The organism is Phycicoccus sp. Root563 (genome assembly GCF_001427915.1).
Taxonomy (GTDB): Bacteria; Actinomycetota; Actinomycetes; order Actinomycetales; family Dermatophilaceae; genus Pedococcus.
Window position 1 is genome coordinate 1 of sequence record NZ_LMGM01000001.1, and the last position, 16,546, is coordinate 16,546.

Below are 16,546 nucleotides of genomic sequence, written 5' to 3' on the forward strand. Positions count from 1 at the left end.
AGAGTAGGACGCAGCCGGACATACTTTCAAAAGGGCCTTCCCACACGGGAAGGCCCTTTTGGCTTTTGCGGTGCTTTGCGCACCCGCACACGGGAACACCGTTCATCGCAGTCACAGCCCAGGGGGCACCGGGAGTGCCCGGGTCCGGACGAGTCCGTAGACTGCGAGTCGATTACTGCACAGCGAGGAGCATTTCGTGTCCGAGAACCAGTCAGGTCGTGACGGCCAGGGCCGTCGTCCATCCTCGGGCGGCGGACGTCCTGGTGGCGCCGGAGGCTCGCGCGGTGGTCAGGGCGGCGCAGGCGGTGGGTACCGCGGTGGCTCCTCCGGTGGTTCTGACCGCGGCGGCTATCGCGGTGGATCCTCTGGCGGCTCCTCGGGCGGTTCCGGTGGTGCTGACCGCGGTGGGTACCGCGGTGGTTCCTCCGGCGGTTCCGGTGGTGCCGACCGCGGCGGCTATCGCGGTGGTTCCTCGGGCGGTTCCGGTGGTGCCGACCGCGGCGGCTATCGCGGTGGCCCCTCCGGTGGGTCCGACCGGGGTGCGGAGCGTGGTGGCTCCGAGGGCGGCTACCGCGGCCAGGGTGGTGCACGTCCGGGCGGCGGCCGTCCCGGTGGTCGCCCGCCGGGTGGCTCCGAGCGTCGCGGCGGCGTGGGCCGTCGGGACGACCGTGACGCCGGCAGCTTCGACAACAGCGAGCGTCGTGGTGGGCCGCGCCTGGCTCCGAAGAAGCCCAAGCTCCCCGAACCCCGCATCGCCGAAGGCGTCACGGGCAAGGAGCTCGACCGTTCCATCCACGTGCAGCTGCGCACCCTGAGCAAGGAGAACGCCGAGGGTGTCGCCCAGCACCTCGTGATGGCTGCCGCGCTCCTCGAGGTCGACGACTTCATCGGGGCCGAGGCCCACGCCGAGACCGCTGTCCGGCGGGCCGGCCGGGTGCCGGCCGCCCGCGAGGCGCTGGGACTGGTCGCCTACCGCAAGGGGGAGTGGGCGCGGGCCCTGAGCGAGTTCCGTACGGCGCGCCGCCTCAGCGGCTCCTCGCACATGTTGGCCCTCATGGTCGACTGCGAGCGGGGCCTGGGCCGCCCGGAGCGCGCGCTGGAGCTCGCGATGTCGCCCGAGGCGCGGTCCCTGGCCGTCGAGGACCGGGTCGAGCTGGCCATCGTCATCTCCGGCATCCGCCGTGACCTGGGTCAGCTCGATGCTGCCCGTCTCGCCCTGGAGATCCCGCAGCTCAAGGGTTCCAGCCGCAAGCCGTGGGCCGCCCGCCTGTCGTACGCCTACGCCGAGACGCTGCTCGCCACGGGTCGCGAGGAGGACGCGCGTGAGTGGTTCGCCCGCGCGGCCGACGCCGACCACGAGCTCGAGACCGACGCCGCCGAGCGGCTGGCCGAGCTCGACGGGGTCATCCTCACCGACCTGCTCGAGGGTGAGGACGACGACACCGACGTCTCCGACCCCCGTGACCGCGGTGCTGACCGGTCCGAGGTCGAGGGTGGCCGTGGACGCGACGAGGACGTCCGCTAGGTGGCGAGCCTGATCGAGCGGTACGCCGCGGTCGTCTGTGACCTCGACGGTGTGGTCTACCGCGGCCCCGATGCCGTCGACCACGCGGTCGGCGCGCTCTCGGGCCTCACCGTGCCGATCGTCTACGCGACGAACAACGCGTCCCGTCCTCCCGAGGAGGTTGCGGCGCACCTGACCGACCTCGGTCTGCACGCGAGTGGCCGAGACGTGGCCACCAGCTCGCAGGCCGGTGCCGAGGAGCTCGCTGCCCACCTGCCCCACGGCGCGCGGGTGCTCGCCGTCGGTGGTGTGGGTGTGCGGGAGGCGTTGCAGGCCAAGGGGTTCCGTGTCCTCCAGCCCGCCCAGGTGCGCGACGACCCCGGCCAGCGGGTGGCCGGCGTGCTGCAGGGCTACGGCCCCGACGTGACCGCTGCCGACCTCGCCGAGGCCGCGTATGCCGTGGCCGCCGGAGCCATGTGGGTGGCCACCAACACCGATGGCACCCTCCCGACGCACCGCGGCACCGCCCCGGGCAACGGCACCCTCGTGGCAGCCGTTCGCCGTGCGGTGAACCGGGACCCCGTCGTGGTCGGCAAGCCCGAGGCGCCGCTGTACCACCTGTGCGCCGGGCGCCTCGGGATCGAGGTCCGTCGGGTGCTGGCCGTCGGGGACCGTCTGGACACCGACATCGCCGGTGCGGTCAGCGCGGGGATGGACTCTGTCCTGGTGCTCACGGGCGTCGACTCGGTGACCACGCTCGCGACGGCACCCAGGCAGCTGCGACCCACCTACCTCGTCGAGGACCTGCGGTCACTGCAGGACGAGTACGACGACGCCGAGACCGACTACTCCTGGTGGGTATGCGGGAACGACCGGCGACGGGTTGTCGACGGTCGGTGGGAGGTGGCGAGCCAAGGGGCCGCGATGGAGGCGGCTCGGGCCGGGATCGCCGCGCTCCACCAGGGGCTCGACGACGGTGACCTCGACACCGAGACGGTGCGACGTCTCGTGCGGGACCTCGACGACTGGCAGTAGCGTGAACGACCAGCAGCGGCGTCCAGCCGCTCCACCCAGGAGGTCTCCCATGGCATTCGAGTCACTGCGCGGCTACATCCAGCTCGCGAGCGGACTGGGGGAGCTGACCATGGCCAAGGCGATGGAGGCAGCCCAGGGCCTGCTGGCCCTACCCGGTGCAGATGAGGTGACCCGCAAGGTCGTCCAGGCCTCCACCGTGGCCGAGGAGCTGCTCGACGTGGCGAAGTCCAACCGCGCCAACCTCGTGGCCCTGATCCAGGGCGAGGTGGAGACGGCGCTCAAGCGTGCCGACGTGGCACGGGTGGCCGACCTCGACGCGGCGCGGACCGCCCTGGCCGGGGTGAGCAAGGAGCTCGCAGACCTGCGAGTCCTCGTGGTGACCACCGGCGCCTCGGCCGTCGCCGGTGCCTCCCGCGGAGGCCTGGGCAGGTCCGGTGCGGTGTCCACCTCCGCCCGACCCGTAGCGCCTGCCACCAGCACGCCGTCACCCGCCACGCCTTCGGCCAAGAAGGCTGCTGCGAAGAAGGCCGCGCCGGCCAAGAAGGCTGCTGCGAAGAAGGCTGCGCCGGCCAAGAAGGCTGCTGCGAAGAAGGCTGCGCCGGCCACAAAGGCAGCTCCCGCGACAAAGGCTGCTGCGACGACGAAGGCGGCTCCCGCGACAAAGGCTGCGCCGGACAGGAAGGCGGCTCCCGCGACGAAGGCTGCGCCGGCCCGCAAGGCCACGGCGACGAAGAGCACGACCCGCAAGACCGCGACCAAGAAGGCGACCTCGTGAGCGAACCCACTCCTGCCAGCACGCCGACCCCGGTCCCGGTCCCGGGTCCGCCGGTCCCCGGCCCGCGCGCGCCCAGTGCGCCCGCGCCGCCTGCACCTGGACCCGGTGCACCGGGGCAGACCGACGCTCCCGACCTCGGTGAGCACGGCACCGGTGACATCGTCATCGACTCCGCCCTGCAGGACCTGCGGGACGCCCCGGCGGACGACCTGGACGCCCAGATCGAGGCCGGCCGTCGGGTGCACCAGACGCTCCAGGGTCGGCTGTCCCACCTCGGCGGCGAGTGAGCGACACCACCCGGCTCGACGTCGAGCTCGTCCGCCGCGGGCTGGCCCGGTCGCGCGGCCATGCCCGGGCGCTCGTCGAGGCCGGGGACGTCCACGTCAACGGCACCGAGGCAGCCAAGATCTCCACCCCGGTGCGCCCCGGCGACGACATCGACGTCCGTGAGGCCGGGCCGGGCTGGGTGAGCCGCGCGGCATACAAGCTCGTGGGGGCCTTCGACGCGTTCGGGGGGCAGGGTCTGACGGCGGCGGGCAAGCGGTGCCTCGACGTCGGAGCCTCGACGGGTGGGTTCACCCAGGTGCTGCTCCACCAGGGGGCGGCGCACGTGGTGGCGTTGGACGTCGGGCACGGACAGCTCGTCGCCGAGCTCGCGGACGACGCACGGGTCACCGAGCGCAGCCGGACGACGGTCCGAGGACTGGAGCCCACCGACATCGGTGGACCGGTCGACCTCCTGGTGGCCGACCTCAGCTTCATCTCCCTGACCCTGGTCCTCGCGACCTTCCGTGCGCTCGTCCAGGACTCGGGGGACGCCCTCGTGCTGGTCAAGCCGCAGTTCGAGGTGGGGCGGACCCGCCTGGGCAAGGGCGGGATCGTCCGCAGCCAGGGGGACCGCGCCTGGGCGGTGACCGAGGTGACCCGAGCGGCGATCGAGGCAGGGCTGCACCCGAAGGGCCTGGCCGAGAGCCCGATCCGTGGGGGAGAGGGCAACGCCGAGTACCTGTTGTGGCTGACCCCGCGCGCCGAGGAATCCCTGGGATGGGAGGCTCTGGTGAGGACCGCAGACCTGGTGAGCCTGAAGGGAGCCCCGTGAGCACTGCAGACCAGCGCCGGATCCTGCTCGTCGCCCACCCGCGCCGGCAGGAGGCCCACGACATCGCCATCGACGTGGTGAAGCGGCTGCACGCGGCGGGCATCGAGGTCGTCATGCAGCCGGAGGAGGCCCAGCTGCTCGGGTTGGGCGACCACCCCGGCGTTCGGCTCGCGACGGCGGACAACCCCGCGGAGGGCTGCGAGCTGATCTGCGTGCTCGGCGGCGACGGCACGATCCTGCGCGGAGCGGAGATGTCCCGCGGCACGGGCGCACCGCTGCTCGGTGTGAACCTCGGCCACGTGGGGTTCCTCGCCGAGGCCGAGCGCGAGGACCTCGGCTCGACCGTCGAGCACATCGTCGCCCGTACCTACACCGTGGAGGAGCGGATGACCCTGGAGGTCACCGCCCACGTCGACGGGACGCCCGTCTACTCCAGCTGGGCCCTCAACGAGGTGACCGTCGAGAAGGCCAACCGCGAACGCATGCTCGAGGTCGTGGCCGAGGTCGACGGCCGGCCGCTCACGACCTGGGGGTGCGACGGGGTGGTCGTCGCGACGCCGACCGGCTCGACGGCCTACGCCTTCTCGGCCGGTGGCCCGGTCGTCTGGCCCGACGTCGAGGCCCTCCTGCTCGTGCCGATCAGTGCGCACGCCCTGTTCGCCCGTCCGCTCGTCCTCGGCCCCCAGTCGCACCTGGCGCTCGAGGTGGTGCCGGACACGCTCGGCACCGGTGCGCTGTGGTGCGACGGCCGCCGCGCCGTGGACCTGCCGCCAGGAGCCCGCATCCAGGTGGTCCGGTCCGAGACGCCGGTCCGCCTGGCCCGGCTCAGCACCTCGCCGTTCACCGACCGCCTCGTGGCCAAGTTCGACCTGAACGTCCACGGTTGGCGCGGTCAGGCCCGTCGCGAGGAGGCCGCCCGCGCCGGGCGAGGTGTCACCTCCGAGTCCTAGGGTGGGCGCATGTTCCTGGAGAACCTCGTCTTCGACGCCGTCGAGCCCCAGCGCACAGGGCGGTTCTGGGAGGCCGTGGTGGGCGGGGAGCGCCTCACCGACGAGCCCGACGGGTTCGAGACCCGCCTGGCCATCGACGGCGGCCCCGTGCTCGACCTGTGCTTCCAGCGCGTCCCCGAGTCGCCGTCCGAGCCGCTGCGGCTGCACCTCGACCTCCTCGGCGGCGACCGTCAGGCGGCCGAGGTCGAGCGGCTGCTGGGGCTGGGCGCCCGCCACCTCGACATCGGGCAGCAGGACGTGCCGTGGGTCGTGCTGGCCGACCCGGAGGGCAATCCCTGCTGCGTCATGGAGGAGCGTTCGGTGTATGCCGACACCGGCCCCATCGCGGCGCTGCCGCTCGACTCGGCCGACCCCGGGCTGGACGCGGAGTTCTGGGCCTGGCTGACCGGCTGGGTCCCTGCGCCGGGTGCGGCTCCGCAGACTCTGCGCCACCCGTCGCTGCGCGGACCGCTCCTCGAGCTGTGCACCGAAGCGGAGCCCAAGGGACCCGGGAAGAACCGGGTGCACCTCGACCTCCGCCTCGAGGCCGGTGAGGACCCCGACGAGATCGAGTCCCGGATCGTCGAGCGGGGAGGGAAGCGGTGGCACCCCGGCTGGGGCGACCTGCCGTGGCGCAGCTACACCGACCCCTCCGGCAACGAGTTCTGCGTCCTCCCTGCCCGGTCGTGACCTCGACGCGACGTGGGACGCGTGGCGCGGTGGCGTCGTGGGCGCGTGAGAGGGTGGCCCCGTGCTGCAGGAACTGAGGATCCAGCGACTCGGCGTCATCGACGACGCCGTGCTCGACCTGCACCCCGGGCTCAACGTGCTCACGGGTGAGACCGGCGCCGGCAAGACCATGGTCGTCACCGGCCTCGGTCTGCTGCTCGGTGCCCGCGCGGACGCCGGCCTGGTCCGCGCCGGGGCGGCGTCTGCCGTGGTCGAGGGCCTGGTCGAGGTCGGGCCGGACCATCCCGCGTCGGTGCGTGCCGCCGAGGCCGGCGCGGAGGTCGGTGACGGACTGGTCCTCATCCGCTCGGTGTCGGCCGAGGGCCGGTCGCGCGCCCACGTGGGTGGGCGCAGTGCCCCCGTCGGCGTCCTCGCCGAGGTGGGGGAGCACCTGGTCGCGGTCCACGGCCAGGCCGACCAGTGGCGGCTGCGGCACGGCGACCAGCACCGGGCCATGCTCGACCAGTTCGGAGGGGCCCCGGTCGCCAAGGCGCTGGGCCGCTACACCGAGCTCCACGACGAGCACGAGGCCGCCCGCGCGGAGCTCGCCCACCTGCGCGAGCAGGCCCGTGACCGGGCCCGCGAGGTCGAGGTGCTCCAGCACGGGCTCGAGCAGCTCGAACAGCTCGACCCGCAGCCCGGCGAGGACGCCGACCTGCGCATCGAGGACGAGCGGCTCAGCCACGCCGAGGGTCTGCGGACGGCTGCTGCCCTGGCGCACGACCACCTCGGCGGCGCCCAGGAGTATGCCGCGGAGCCCAGTCCCAGCGCGGTCGAGACGATCGCGGCCGCACGCCAGGCCCTCACCGGTGAGGTCGGGCACGACCCGGCCCTGCGCGAGCTCGACCGCAGGCTCGCCGACATCGGCTACCTCGTGGCGGACCTGGCCGCCGACCTGAGCTCGTACCTCACCGACGTCGACGTCGACCCCGCCCGCCTCGCCTGGGTGCAGCAGCGGCGCGCCGACCTCACTGCGGTGACGCGCAAGTACGGGGAGACCGTCGAGGACGCGCTGGAGTGGGGTCGCACGGCGGCGCAGCGGCTGGACCTGCTGCTCGGCTCCGACAGCCGGATCTCCGAGCTCGAGCCACGCGTGGCCGAGCTCGACCGTGAGCGCACGGTCGCCGCGGCGGCCCTCACCCGGGCGCGGAGCAAGGCCGCCGCGAGGCTGGCCAAGGCCGTGACGACCGAGCTGTCCCACCTGGCCATGGGACAGGCGACCGTCGAGGTAGCCGTCACGCCGCGCAGCGCGGGGCTCGGTCGGCACGGCGCTGACGACGTCGAGATCCTGCTCGCCGCCAACCCCGGCAGCCCGGCGCGGACGGTGGCCAAGGCGGCGTCGGGTGGTGAGCTCTCCCGCGTCATGCTCGCCCTCGAGGTCGTCACCGGCGCTGCCGGTGGTGCCGACGTCCCGACGTTCGTGTTCGACGAGGTCGACGCAGGAGTCGGCGGGTCCGCCGCCCTCGACGTCGGTGCGCGCCTCGCCGCGCTGGCCGAGCACGCCCAGGTCGTCGTCGTCACCCACCTGCCGCAGGTCGCGGCATACGCGGACCGGCACCTCGTGGTGCGCAAGGCGAGCGACGGGCACATCACGTCGAGCGGGATCCACGCCCTCGAAGGCGACGAGCGGTTGCGCGAGCTGGCCCGGATGATGTCCGGTGGCGAGAGCGAGGCGGCCCTGGACCACGCCCGTGAGCTCGTCGCCAGCACGTCCGCACGGCGCACCGCGGCCGCAGCCTCCTGAGCCTCCCGACCCGTCCCGGTCGACCGGCGCCACCCCCGCGTGGGGCGCGCTGAACAGCGCTGCCGCCGTGGGAGGATGGCCGCGATGCCCCTGAAGATTCCCCGCCAGCGAGCCCGCGAACCCGAGAGCCCCGGGGTCCGTGGGCTGGCCCGCGTCGACGCCCGGACCAAGAACCTCACCAAGCGGTTGCGTCCCGGCGACATCGCCGTGATCAACCACCAGGACATCGACAAGGTGAGCGCCGAGGCGCTGCTGGCCTGCAAGCCGGCCGCCGTCGTCAACGCCGCCCCGTCGATCTCCGGGAGGTACCCGAACCTCGGGCCCGAGATCCTCATCGATGCTGGGATCCCGTTGCTGGACAACGTCGGTGCCGATGTCATGCACGACCTCCAGGACGGCCAGCAGGTCCGGCTGGACGGCGACGACCTGTGGCTCGGCGACCAGGTCGTGGCCAGCGGCCAGGCGTTCGACCACGAGATCGTCGCAGCCGCCATGACCGAGGCGCGGGCCGGGCTCGCGGTGCAGCTCGAGGCGTTCGCCGCCAACACGATGGAGTACCTCCGTCGTGAGCGGGACCTGTTGCTCGACGGTGTCGGGGTTCCCGACATCACGACCGAGATCGACGGCCGGCACGCGCTGATCGTCGTCCGCGGGTACCACTACAAGGAGGACCTGCAGACGCTGCGGAGCTACATCCGCGAGTACCGCCCGGTCCTCATCGGTGTCGACGGCGGCGCCGACGCGCTCCTCGAGGTCGGCCTCAAGCCCGACCTCATCGTCGGCGACATGGACTCCGTGTCGGACGCGACGCTGCGGTGCGGTGCAGAGGTGGTCGTCCACGCCTACCGCGACGGCAACGCCCCCGGCCTCGAGCGCGTCCGGCGCCTCGGGATCGAACCCGTCGTCTTCCCGGCCACCGGCACCAGCGAGGACGTCGCCATGCTCCTCGCCGACGACAAGGGCGCCGAGCTCATCGTCGCCGTCGGAACCCATGCCACCCTCGTCGAGTTCCTCGACAAGGGTCGCAGCGGCATGGCCAGCACCTTCCTCACCCGGCTGCGGGTGGGTGGCAAGCTCGTCGACGCCAAGGGCGTCAGCCGGCTCTACCGCTCCCGCATCTCCAACCTCACCCTCATGTTCATGCTGCTCGTCGGCCTGAGTGCCCTGTTCGCGGCGCTCTGGTCGACGACGGGTGGGCGCGCCCTCCTGCAGGTCCTCGGCGCTCGCTGGGACGACCTGTGGTCCTTCGTCGTAGGAATTGTCACGTGATCGACTTCCGGTACCACCTCGTCTCCATCGTCTCGATCTTCCTGGCACTCGCCGTGGGCATCGTGCTCGGTGCCGGTCCCCTCAAGGAGGACCTGGGCAACACCCTGACGTCCGAGGTGAAGAACCTGCGCGCCGACAAGGCCACCTTGCGGGCGCAGCTCGACGCGGCCGACCGCGGCACCAAGGCGCGGGACGAGTTCACGACCGCGAGCAACCGCAGCCTGCTCGCGAGCCGCCTCACCGACACGACGGTCGCCGTGATCGTCCTGCCGGGTGCGGATGCCGGCCTCGTGAAGTCGACGACCGAGACGCTGACGGCTGCCGGGGCCAAGATCGGCTCCTCGATCCAGGTCCAGGACGCGTGGGTCGACCCCGACAAGGCGTCGTTCCGCGCCAGCCTCGGCCAGCAGCTCGCGAGCCAGGTCGGTGTGCCGCTGGACGCCCAGGGCAACGTCATCGACACCGTGCTCGCGCGTTCGGTCCTCACCAAGGCGGGTTCGGCCTCGACCGGTGCCGCGGCAGCGCTCGAGGTGATGCGCACGGGTGACCTCATCAAGTACAGCTCCGACGCCGTCACCCCCGCCAGCGTCGCCGTCGTCGTCTCCGGACCGGTCACCGGGTCGGACTCGGCAGCGCGCACGGCCCGGACCACCGCCCTCGCCCAGCTCTCGGTCGCGATGGACGCGGCCGGCGCCGGTGCCGTCCTGACCAGCACGACCAGCACCCCGGGCGCCACGGGCGTCTCCTCGGTGGTGACCGCGGTGCGCGACGACAACGACCTGTCCGACGTGCTGTCCACCGTCGACGACGGCGAGCTGCCGATGGGCCAGGCAAGCGTGGTGTTCGGCATCCTCGAGCAGGAGGCGGGCAAGGCCGGGGCATACGGGCTGGCCGGCGACGCCACCGCGGCCTTCCCGCAGCTGGCGACGAAGTAGGCCCTGCCGTGCGTGCGCTGCACCCCCTGGTGACCGGTGCGCTCGCCGGCGTCGTGTCCGCCGGCGCGCTGGCCCTGCTGCGGGTGGTGCCGCCAGGTGGCGCGGACCGGTGGGACCGCACCAACCACGCGGGTGGAACGGTGACCCTCCTCGAGGGCCCCGCGTATGCCGTCGGTGCCGCCTGCGCGGCAGCCCTCGCCGGCGGGGGGCCCGGGCCGGTGGTCGCGGCCACGGCGGCGGCCGGCCTCGGTGCGCTCGACGACCTCGTGGGCGACTCGTCGAGCAAGGGCTTCAAGGGCCACCTGGGTGCCCTGGCCCGCGGCGAGGTCACTACCGGCGCGGTGAAGATCCTCGGGCTGGGGCTGACCGGGCTGGCCTCGGCCGCCCTCGTCGACCGCCGCGCGCGCAGGCTCGGCCCCGGCTCCGTGACACCGACGGTCGTCGACACCCTCGTGGGTGGGGCCGTCGTCGCGGGTTCGGCGAACCTCCTCAACCTGCTGGACCTGCGCCCCGGGCGCGCGCTCAAGGTGACCCTGCTCTGGGGTGCCCTCGCGGCGACGCGTCCACGCGGGGCCTCTGCGGCCGCCGCGGCCGCGGGTGCAGCCTCGGGGCTGCTGAAGCCCGACCTGGCCGGCGAGGCCATGCTCGGTGACACCGGGGCCAACAGCGCGGGCGCCCTGCTCGGCACGGCGCTGGTCCAGTCGACCGGGCGCCGGGGCCGGCTCGCCGCCCTCGCGGCCCTGACCGCGCTGACCCTCGCCTCGGAGAAGGTGTCCTTCACCTCCGTGATCGAGTCGACCCCCGTCCTGCGCGACCTCGACGCCCTGGGCCGCCGGTGACCTCCGCCGCGCCCGGTTCCGCCGACCGCTCGGACGCCCGCTCCGACGATCGCCCGGAAGAACGCTCGAACGCCCGGTCGGTCGGTCTGTCCGTCGCGAAGGCCGCGGGGGTGATCGCCCTCGTCACCTTGGCAGCCCGCGTGGTGGGTTTCGGCCGGACCCTGGTCTTCTCCAAGGGTGTCGGCACCACCGAGGTCGGCGACATCTACCAGACCATCAACATCCTCCCCAACGTCGTCTACGAGGTGGCAGCCGGCGGGGTCCTCGCGGCGGTGGCCGTGCCACTCATCGCCGGCCAGCTGGGGCTGGGTCGCACCGAGGAGGCCGACCGCACCGCGTCGGCACTGCTCGGCTGGGCCGTCGTGGTCCTTGCGCCATTGAGCCTGCTGCTCGGTGTGCTCGCCCCCTGGCTGAGCCGAGCACTGCTCGGGGCCGGCGCGACCTCCGGCGACGTCGCGCTCGGCTCGCACATGCTCGTCCTCTTCGCCCCCCAGGTCCTGCTCTACGGCGTGGGGATCGTCCTGTCCGGCGTCCTCCAGGCGCGACGCAGGTTCTTCGCCGCGGCACTGGCGCCGCTCCTGTCGAGCCTCGTCGTGATCGGGGCCTACATCGCCTATGCGGTCATGGTCGACCACGCCACCTCGCCGTCCGACGTCCCGGACCCGGCGGTCTGGGCCCTCGCCGGCGGCACCACCCTCGGGGTGGTCGTCCTGAGCCTCCCGCTGCTCGTCCCCGTGCTGAGGTCGGGGGTGCACCTGCGCCCCACCCTGACCTTCCCCGACGGGCTGGCCCGCCGGGCCCGCTCGCTCGCGGGCGCCGGGGTGGTGGCGCTCATCGCCCAGCAGGCCTCCGTCCTGACGGTCCTGTGGATCACCCACCACCGGACCGACGTGGTGGGCACGGTCAACGTCTACACCTACGCCCAGGCCGTCTACCTGCTCCCGTATGCCGTGCTGGCCGTCCCGATCGCGACGTCGGCCTTCCCGGCGCTGGCCCACACCGCGGCCGAGGAGTCGGCCGGCTTCGCGGGAACGGCGTCCCGCGACACCCTCGCGAGGGCGCTGCAGGGCATCATCCTGCTGACCGCCGGTGCAGCAGCCGTCCTCATGACCGTGGCCCCGGCGGTCGGGGTGTTCTTCGACCACCTCGACCGCGGTGCCCGCGCCGGCGGTGGCGTGGCTCTCGCGGCCCTGCCGGGGACGCTGTCGGCGTATGCCCCTGGCCTCCTGGGCTTCGGCGTCGCAGCCCTCCTGACACGGGCGCTGTACGTCCGGGGGCGTCCGTCGCTCGCCGCCGCGGCCGTGGCCGCCGGGTGGGCGATCTCCGCGCTCCTGCCGCTGGGCCTGCTGCCGGAGGGTTCGGGTGCCGGAACCACGCTGGGCATCCTGGGGGTCTCGTCGTCGGTCGGCATGACCGTCTCGGCCGTCCTGCTCGGCGTGCTCGTGCGCCGGGCCTGGGGCGCCGAGGCCACCCACGGCAGCGGCCGGACGCTGGGCACTGCCGTCGTCGCCGTCGCCGTCGCGCTGGCCATCGGCGACGTGGTCAGCCGGGCGATCCCCGCCACCTCCCTCTGGAGCGCGCTGGGCAGCGGGTTCGTCGTGGCCCTGACCACCCTCGGGACCTACCTGCTCGTCATGGCGGTGGCCGACCGGAGCACCGTCAAGACCCTGCGCGACCGGGGCCGCAGCCGTCGGCGGGGGAGCGCCGCGTGAGGGTGGCCATGGTGGTCGGTCGCTCCACCGGGGGCATCGGCCTGCACGCCGTCGACCTCGCGACGCACCTGCGGGCCATGGGCGACGAGGTGGTCTTCGTCACCGACGACCTCACGGCCGACCGGTTCGAGCTGCCCGGGGCGCTGCGCTGGTGGCCGTCGCGCGCGGGTGGCCTCCCCTCGGCGGTCCGGTCGCTGTGGCGGCTGCACGGGCTGGCGCGGACGTCCGACGTCGTGCACGCGCACGGCCACCAGGCAGGACTGCTCGCCGTCCTGGCGGCGACCGGCACGGGCACCCCCGTGGTCGTCAGCCAGCACAACGCCGTGCTCGGCGCCCGGGGCCCCCGGAGGGTGATCTCGACCGTCCTGCAGTCGCTCGTCGCCCGGCGCTCGGCCCTCGTCACCGGCGCCTCGAGCGACCTGGTCGAGGAAGCCGCCGCGTACGGGGCGCAGGGCGCGCGGCTGGCGCCGGTGCCGTCCCCACGGGTCCCGGCCCTCGTGGCGGCGCCGCTCGCCGACGTGGCCGCACGCCGGGCCGCGGCCGACGCGCTGTTGGAGGCCCACGGCATACCCGGACCGGGCGCGCTCGTGCTCACGATCTCGCGCATCGCACCCCAGAAGAACCTCGACGTGCTCGTCGAGGCGGCCGGCCTGGTGGCCGCGCCCGTGGCGTGGGTCGTCGTCGGTGACGGCGACGACGCGCTGCTGTCCGAGCTGCGGCGGCGCGCGGCCGACGACGGCGCCCCGGTGCACTTCGTCGGCGCGGTCGCGGACCCGACACCGTGGCTGCGGGCCGCCGAGGTGTTCGTCCTGCCGAGCCGGTGGGAGGCGCGGGCGCTCGTGGTCCAGGAGGCGATGGCCGCCGGTGTGCCCGTGGTGGCCAGCGACACCGGCGGACTGCACGACGTGGTGGAGGGTGCCGGTGTGCTCGTCCCGGTCGGCGACGCGCCCGGGTTCGCGGCCGCCGTCGACGAGATCCTCGGGGACGGCGAGCGGCGCGGGAGGCTCTCCCAGCAGGGGCGGGAGCGCGCCACATCCTGGGACGACGGGCTCGCGACCGCGCGTCGCTGGCGCGAGTGGTACTCAGGCCTGCCCGGGATGACGTAGGCTTGAATCCCGTGGTGGAGCAGACGAAACACATCTTCGTAACCGGGGGCGTTGCCTCCTCTTTGGGCAAGGGTCTGACGGCGTCGAGCCTCGGCCTTCTTCTGCGGTCGCGTGGTCTACGCGTCACGATGCAGAAGCTCGATCCGTACCTCAACGTGGACCCCGGGACGATGAACCCGTTCCAGCACGGCGAGGTCTTCGTGACCGACGACGGGGCCGAGACGGACCTCGACGTGGGGCACTACGAGCGGTTCCTCGACAGCAACCTCGTGGGCAGCGCCAACGTCACGACGGGCCAGATCTACAACCAGGTGATCGCCAAGGAGCGTCGCGGGGAGTACCTCGGCGACACCGTCCAGGTCATCCCGCACATCACCAACGAGATCAAGGAACGCATGCGGGCGCAGGCCGCCGGCAGCCCCGGCGTCCCGCAGTCCGAGGCGCCGGACATCATCATCACCGAGATCGGTGGCACGGTCGGCGACATCGAGTCGCTGCCGTTCCTCGAGGCCGCCCGCCAGGTCCGCCACGACGTGGGCCGCGACAACGTCTTCTTCCTCCACGTCTCGCTGGTCCCGTACCTCGCCCCCAGCGGTGAGCTCAAGACCAAGCCCACGCAGCACTCCGTCGCAGCCCTGCGCCAGGTCGGCATCCAGCCCGACGGGCTCGTGCTCCGTGCCGACCGTGAGATCCCCGACGGCATCAAGCGCAAGATCTCGCTCATGTGCGACGTCGACACCGAGGCCTGCGCCGCTGCCGTCGACGCCCCGAGCATCTACGACATCCCGAAGGTGCTGCACAAGGAGGGCCTCGACGCGTACGTCATCCGTCGCCTGGGCCTGAACTTCCGGGACGTCGACTGGCACGACTGGGACGAGCTCCTGCGCCGCGTGCACAGCCCCGAGCACACCGTCGAGATCGCCCTGGTCGGCAAGTACATCGACCTGCCCGACGCGTACCTGTCGGTCACCGAGGCCATGCGTGCCGGTGGCTTCCAGAACGACGCGAAGGTCCACATCCGCTGGGTCGCCAGCGACGAGTGCCAGACCGAGGCCGGCGCACAGCGTGCGCTGGGCGGCGTCGACGCGGTGCTCGTGCCCGGCGGCTTCGGCGTCCGCGGCATCGAGGGCAAGCTCGGCGCCCTGCGCTGGGCCCGCGAGAAGCAGGTGCCGACGCTCGGCATCTGCCTGGGCCTGCAGTGCATGGTCATCGAGTACGCGCGCAACGTCGCCGGGATCGAGGGTGCGAGCTCCACGGAGTTCGACCCGCAGACCCCGGCCCCGGTCATCGCGACCATGGAGGAGCAGAAGGCGTTCGTCGAGGGTGCCGGCGACCTGGGCGGCACGATGCGCCTGGGTGCCTACCCCGCCAAGCTCGCCGAGGGCTCGGTCATCGCCGAGGCGTATGGCGCCGTGGCCGTGGACGAGCGCCACCGGCACCGCTACGAGGTCAACAACGGCTACCGCAAGGAGCTCGAGGAGGCCGGTCTGGTGTTCTCCGGCCTGTCCCCGGACGGCAACCTCGTCGAGTTCGTCGAGCTGCCGCGCGAGGTGCACCCCTACTACGTCTCGACCCAGGCGCACCCGGAGTTCAAGTCCCGCCCGCACCGCGCCCACCCGTTGTTCGCCGGTCTCGTCGAGGCCGCGATCAACGCGCAGCGCGCTGCCCGGCTGGTCGAGGTCGAGCGCCCGCGGGCGACTGCCGACGCGACCGCCACGGCGTGAGCGGGTCCCCGCTCGAGTCGCTGGCCGACCGGTTCGAGGCGCGCCCGGTGGTGGCCTCCTCGACGGTCTTCGAGGGACGCGTGTGGGACGTCGTCAGCGAGACGGTCGACCTCGGCGCGGCCGGTGAGGTGACGCGCGAGTTCGTGCGCCACCCCGGGGCCGTCGCGGTCGCCGCCGTCGACGAGCAGGGGCGGCTGTGCCTGATCCAGCAGTACCGCCACCCGATCCGGGCGTTCGAGTGGGAGATCCCGGCCGGGCTGCTCGACGTCGACGGGGAGCCGCCGCACGTCGGGGCCGCCCGCGAGCTGCACGAGGAGGCCGACCTCGTCGCCGCCACCTGGCACGTGCTGGCCGACTACGTCAGCTCGCCCGGAGGGCTCGACGAGGCCCTGCGCATCTACCTCGCCCGTGACCTCTCCGCGGTGCCCCACGACGAGCGGCACGACCGCGACGGCGAGGAGCTCGGCATGCCGCTGCGCTGGGTGCCGCTCGAGCAGGTGCGCGACGCGTTCCTGGCCGGTCAGCTGCACAACGCGACCATGGGCATCGCCGCCCTGGCCGCCCTCGCCTCCCGGGACCAGGGGTGGACGACGCTGCGCCCCGTCGACGCGCCCTGGCCCAGCCACCCCGCGCACCGCGACCCTGCCGGCTCCTGACGTGGCCGGCACGTTCGGTGTCGGTGCGTCGGGGGTCACTGCCGCCGGTGACTGCCCCTGCGGCACCGGTGAGCCCTATGCCGCCTGCTGCGGCCCGCTCCACGCCGGCGAGTCCGTGGCCACCACGGCCGAGCAGCTCATGCGCAGCCGGTATGCCGCGTACGTGCGTGGCGACGCGCCATACCTCGTGCGGACCTGGCACCCCCGCCACCGGCCGGACCCGCTCGAGGTCGCTCCCGACCCCGGCTGGTTGCGGCTCGAGGTGCTCGACGTCGTCGGCGGTGGGGAGGACGACGGGACCGGAGAGGTCGAGTTCGTCGCGACGCACGTGGACGGGCCCCTGCACGAGCGCAGCAGGTTCGTCCGTCGGGCCGGCCGGTGGGTCTACCTCGACGGTGTCGTCCGCGACTGACGAGTCGTCTGCCGGGGA

16 protein-coding genes are annotated in these 16,546 nt (G+C 73.4%); all 16 read left to right on the forward strand.

Annotation, left to right across the window (positions count from 1 at the left end; all coding sequences use genetic code 11):
* Positions 1-649: 649 nt before the first annotated feature.
* The 16 genes from ASD62_RS00005 (at position 650) to ASD62_RS00080 (ending at position 16,528) form a co-directional block, all read left to right on the forward strand.
* Entirely contained in the window at positions 650-1,525 is an 876-nt protein-coding gene (locus ASD62_RS00005) for a lipopolysaccharide assembly protein LapB (RefSeq protein ID WP_235530587.1), read from the forward strand.
* The gene (locus ASD62_RS00010; protein WP_056914208.1) at positions 1,526-2,539 is read left to right on the forward strand and encodes an HAD-IIA family hydrolase; all 1,014 of its coding nucleotides are present in this window, start codon (positions 1,526-1,528) and stop codon (positions 2,537-2,539) included. It abuts the gene before it with no gap.
* 49 nt (positions 2,540-2,588) lie between these two features.
* Positions 2,589-3,314: a hypothetical protein gene (locus ASD62_RS20405; protein WP_200956825.1), complete on the forward strand. Its 726-nt coding sequence runs from the start codon at positions 2,589-2,591 to the stop codon at positions 3,312-3,314.
* Entirely contained in the window at positions 3,311-3,601 is a 291-nt protein-coding gene (locus ASD62_RS00020) for a hypothetical protein (protein WP_056914209.1), read from the forward strand. The genes ASD62_RS20405 and ASD62_RS00020 overlap by 4 nt, the downstream gene beginning before the upstream one ends.
* Positions 3,598-4,413: a TlyA family RNA methyltransferase gene (locus ASD62_RS00025; RefSeq protein WP_056914210.1), complete on the forward strand. Its 816-nt coding sequence runs from the start codon at positions 3,598-3,600 to the stop codon at positions 4,411-4,413. The genes ASD62_RS00020 and ASD62_RS00025 overlap by 4 nt, the downstream gene beginning before the upstream one ends.
* Positions 4,410-5,363 carry an NAD kinase gene (locus ASD62_RS00030; protein ID WP_056914211.1) on the forward strand — a complete coding sequence of 318 codons (954 nt, stop codon included), beginning with the start codon at positions 4,410-4,412 and terminating at the stop codon, positions 5,361-5,363. The genes ASD62_RS00025 and ASD62_RS00030 overlap by 4 nt, the downstream gene beginning before the upstream one ends.
* A gap of 9 nt (positions 5,364-5,372) precedes the next feature.
* Positions 5,373-6,092 (forward strand): VOC family protein, encoded by a 720-nt coding sequence (locus tag ASD62_RS00035; RefSeq protein WP_056914212.1) that lies wholly within the window; start codon positions 5,373-5,375, stop codon positions 6,090-6,092.
* 61 nt (positions 6,093-6,153) lie between these two features.
* Positions 6,154-7,875 carry a DNA repair protein RecN gene (gene recN / locus ASD62_RS00040; RefSeq protein ID WP_056914213.1) on the forward strand — a complete coding sequence of 574 codons (1,722 nt, stop codon included), beginning with the start codon at positions 6,154-6,156 and terminating at the stop codon, positions 7,873-7,875.
* A gap of 84 nt (positions 7,876-7,959) precedes the next feature.
* Positions 7,960-9,144, forward strand: a complete 1,185-nt coding sequence (gene steA, locus ASD62_RS00045) for a putative cytokinetic ring protein SteA (protein WP_056914214.1) — start codon at positions 7,960-7,962, stop codon at positions 9,142-9,144.
* Entirely contained in the window at positions 9,141-10,079 is a 939-nt protein-coding gene (locus ASD62_RS00050; RefSeq protein ID WP_056914215.1) for a copper transporter, read from the forward strand. The genes steA and ASD62_RS00050 overlap by 4 nt, the downstream gene beginning before the upstream one ends.
* Positions 10,080-10,087: 8 nt before the next feature.
* A complete protein-coding gene (locus tag ASD62_RS00055) occupies positions 10,088-10,918 on the forward strand; it encodes a hypothetical protein (RefSeq protein ID WP_056914216.1) in 831 nt (276 codons plus the stop codon).
* A gap of 110 nt (positions 10,919-11,028) precedes the next feature.
* Entirely contained in the window at positions 11,029-12,630 is a 1,602-nt protein-coding gene (gene murJ, locus ASD62_RS00060; protein ID WP_162254737.1) for a murein biosynthesis integral membrane protein MurJ, read from the forward strand.
* Positions 12,627-13,736 carry a glycosyltransferase family 4 protein gene (locus ASD62_RS00065; protein ID WP_235529138.1) on the forward strand — a complete coding sequence of 370 codons (1,110 nt, stop codon included), beginning with the start codon at positions 12,627-12,629 and terminating at the stop codon, positions 13,734-13,736. The genes murJ and ASD62_RS00065 overlap by 4 nt, the downstream gene beginning before the upstream one ends.
* Before the next feature lie 11 nt (positions 13,737-13,747).
* The gene (locus ASD62_RS00070) at positions 13,748-15,460 is read left to right on the forward strand and encodes a CTP synthase (RefSeq protein ID WP_056914219.1); all 1,713 of its coding nucleotides are present in this window, start codon (positions 13,748-13,750) and stop codon (positions 15,458-15,460) included.
* Complete coding sequence (locus ASD62_RS00075; protein ID WP_056914220.1) at positions 15,457-16,116, forward strand: NUDIX hydrolase; 660 nt, start codon at positions 15,457-15,459, stop codon at positions 16,114-16,116. Before ASD62_RS00070 ends, ASD62_RS00075 begins: the two co-directional genes overlap by 4 nt.
* Before the next feature lies 1 nt (position 16,117).
* Positions 16,118-16,528: a YchJ family protein gene (locus tag ASD62_RS00080; RefSeq protein ID WP_056914221.1), complete on the forward strand. Its 411-nt coding sequence runs from the start codon at positions 16,118-16,120 to the stop codon at positions 16,526-16,528.
* Positions 16,529-16,546: the final 18 nt, after the last annotated feature.

What these genes read in the sequence shown, in the direction of transcription:
- ASD62_RS20405 (WP_200956825.1), top strand. Translation starts at nt 2,589, where the DNA reads ATGGCATTCGAGTCACTGCGCGGCTACATCCAGCTCGCGAGCGGACTG.
- ASD62_RS00035 (WP_056914212.1), top strand. Translation starts at nt 5,373, where the DNA reads ATGTTCCTGGAGAACCTCGTCTTCGACGCCGTCGAGCCCCAGCGCACA.
- steA (WP_056914214.1), top strand. Translation starts at nt 7,960, where the DNA reads ATGCCCCTGAAGATTCCCCGCCAGCGAGCCCGCGAACCCGAGAGCCCC.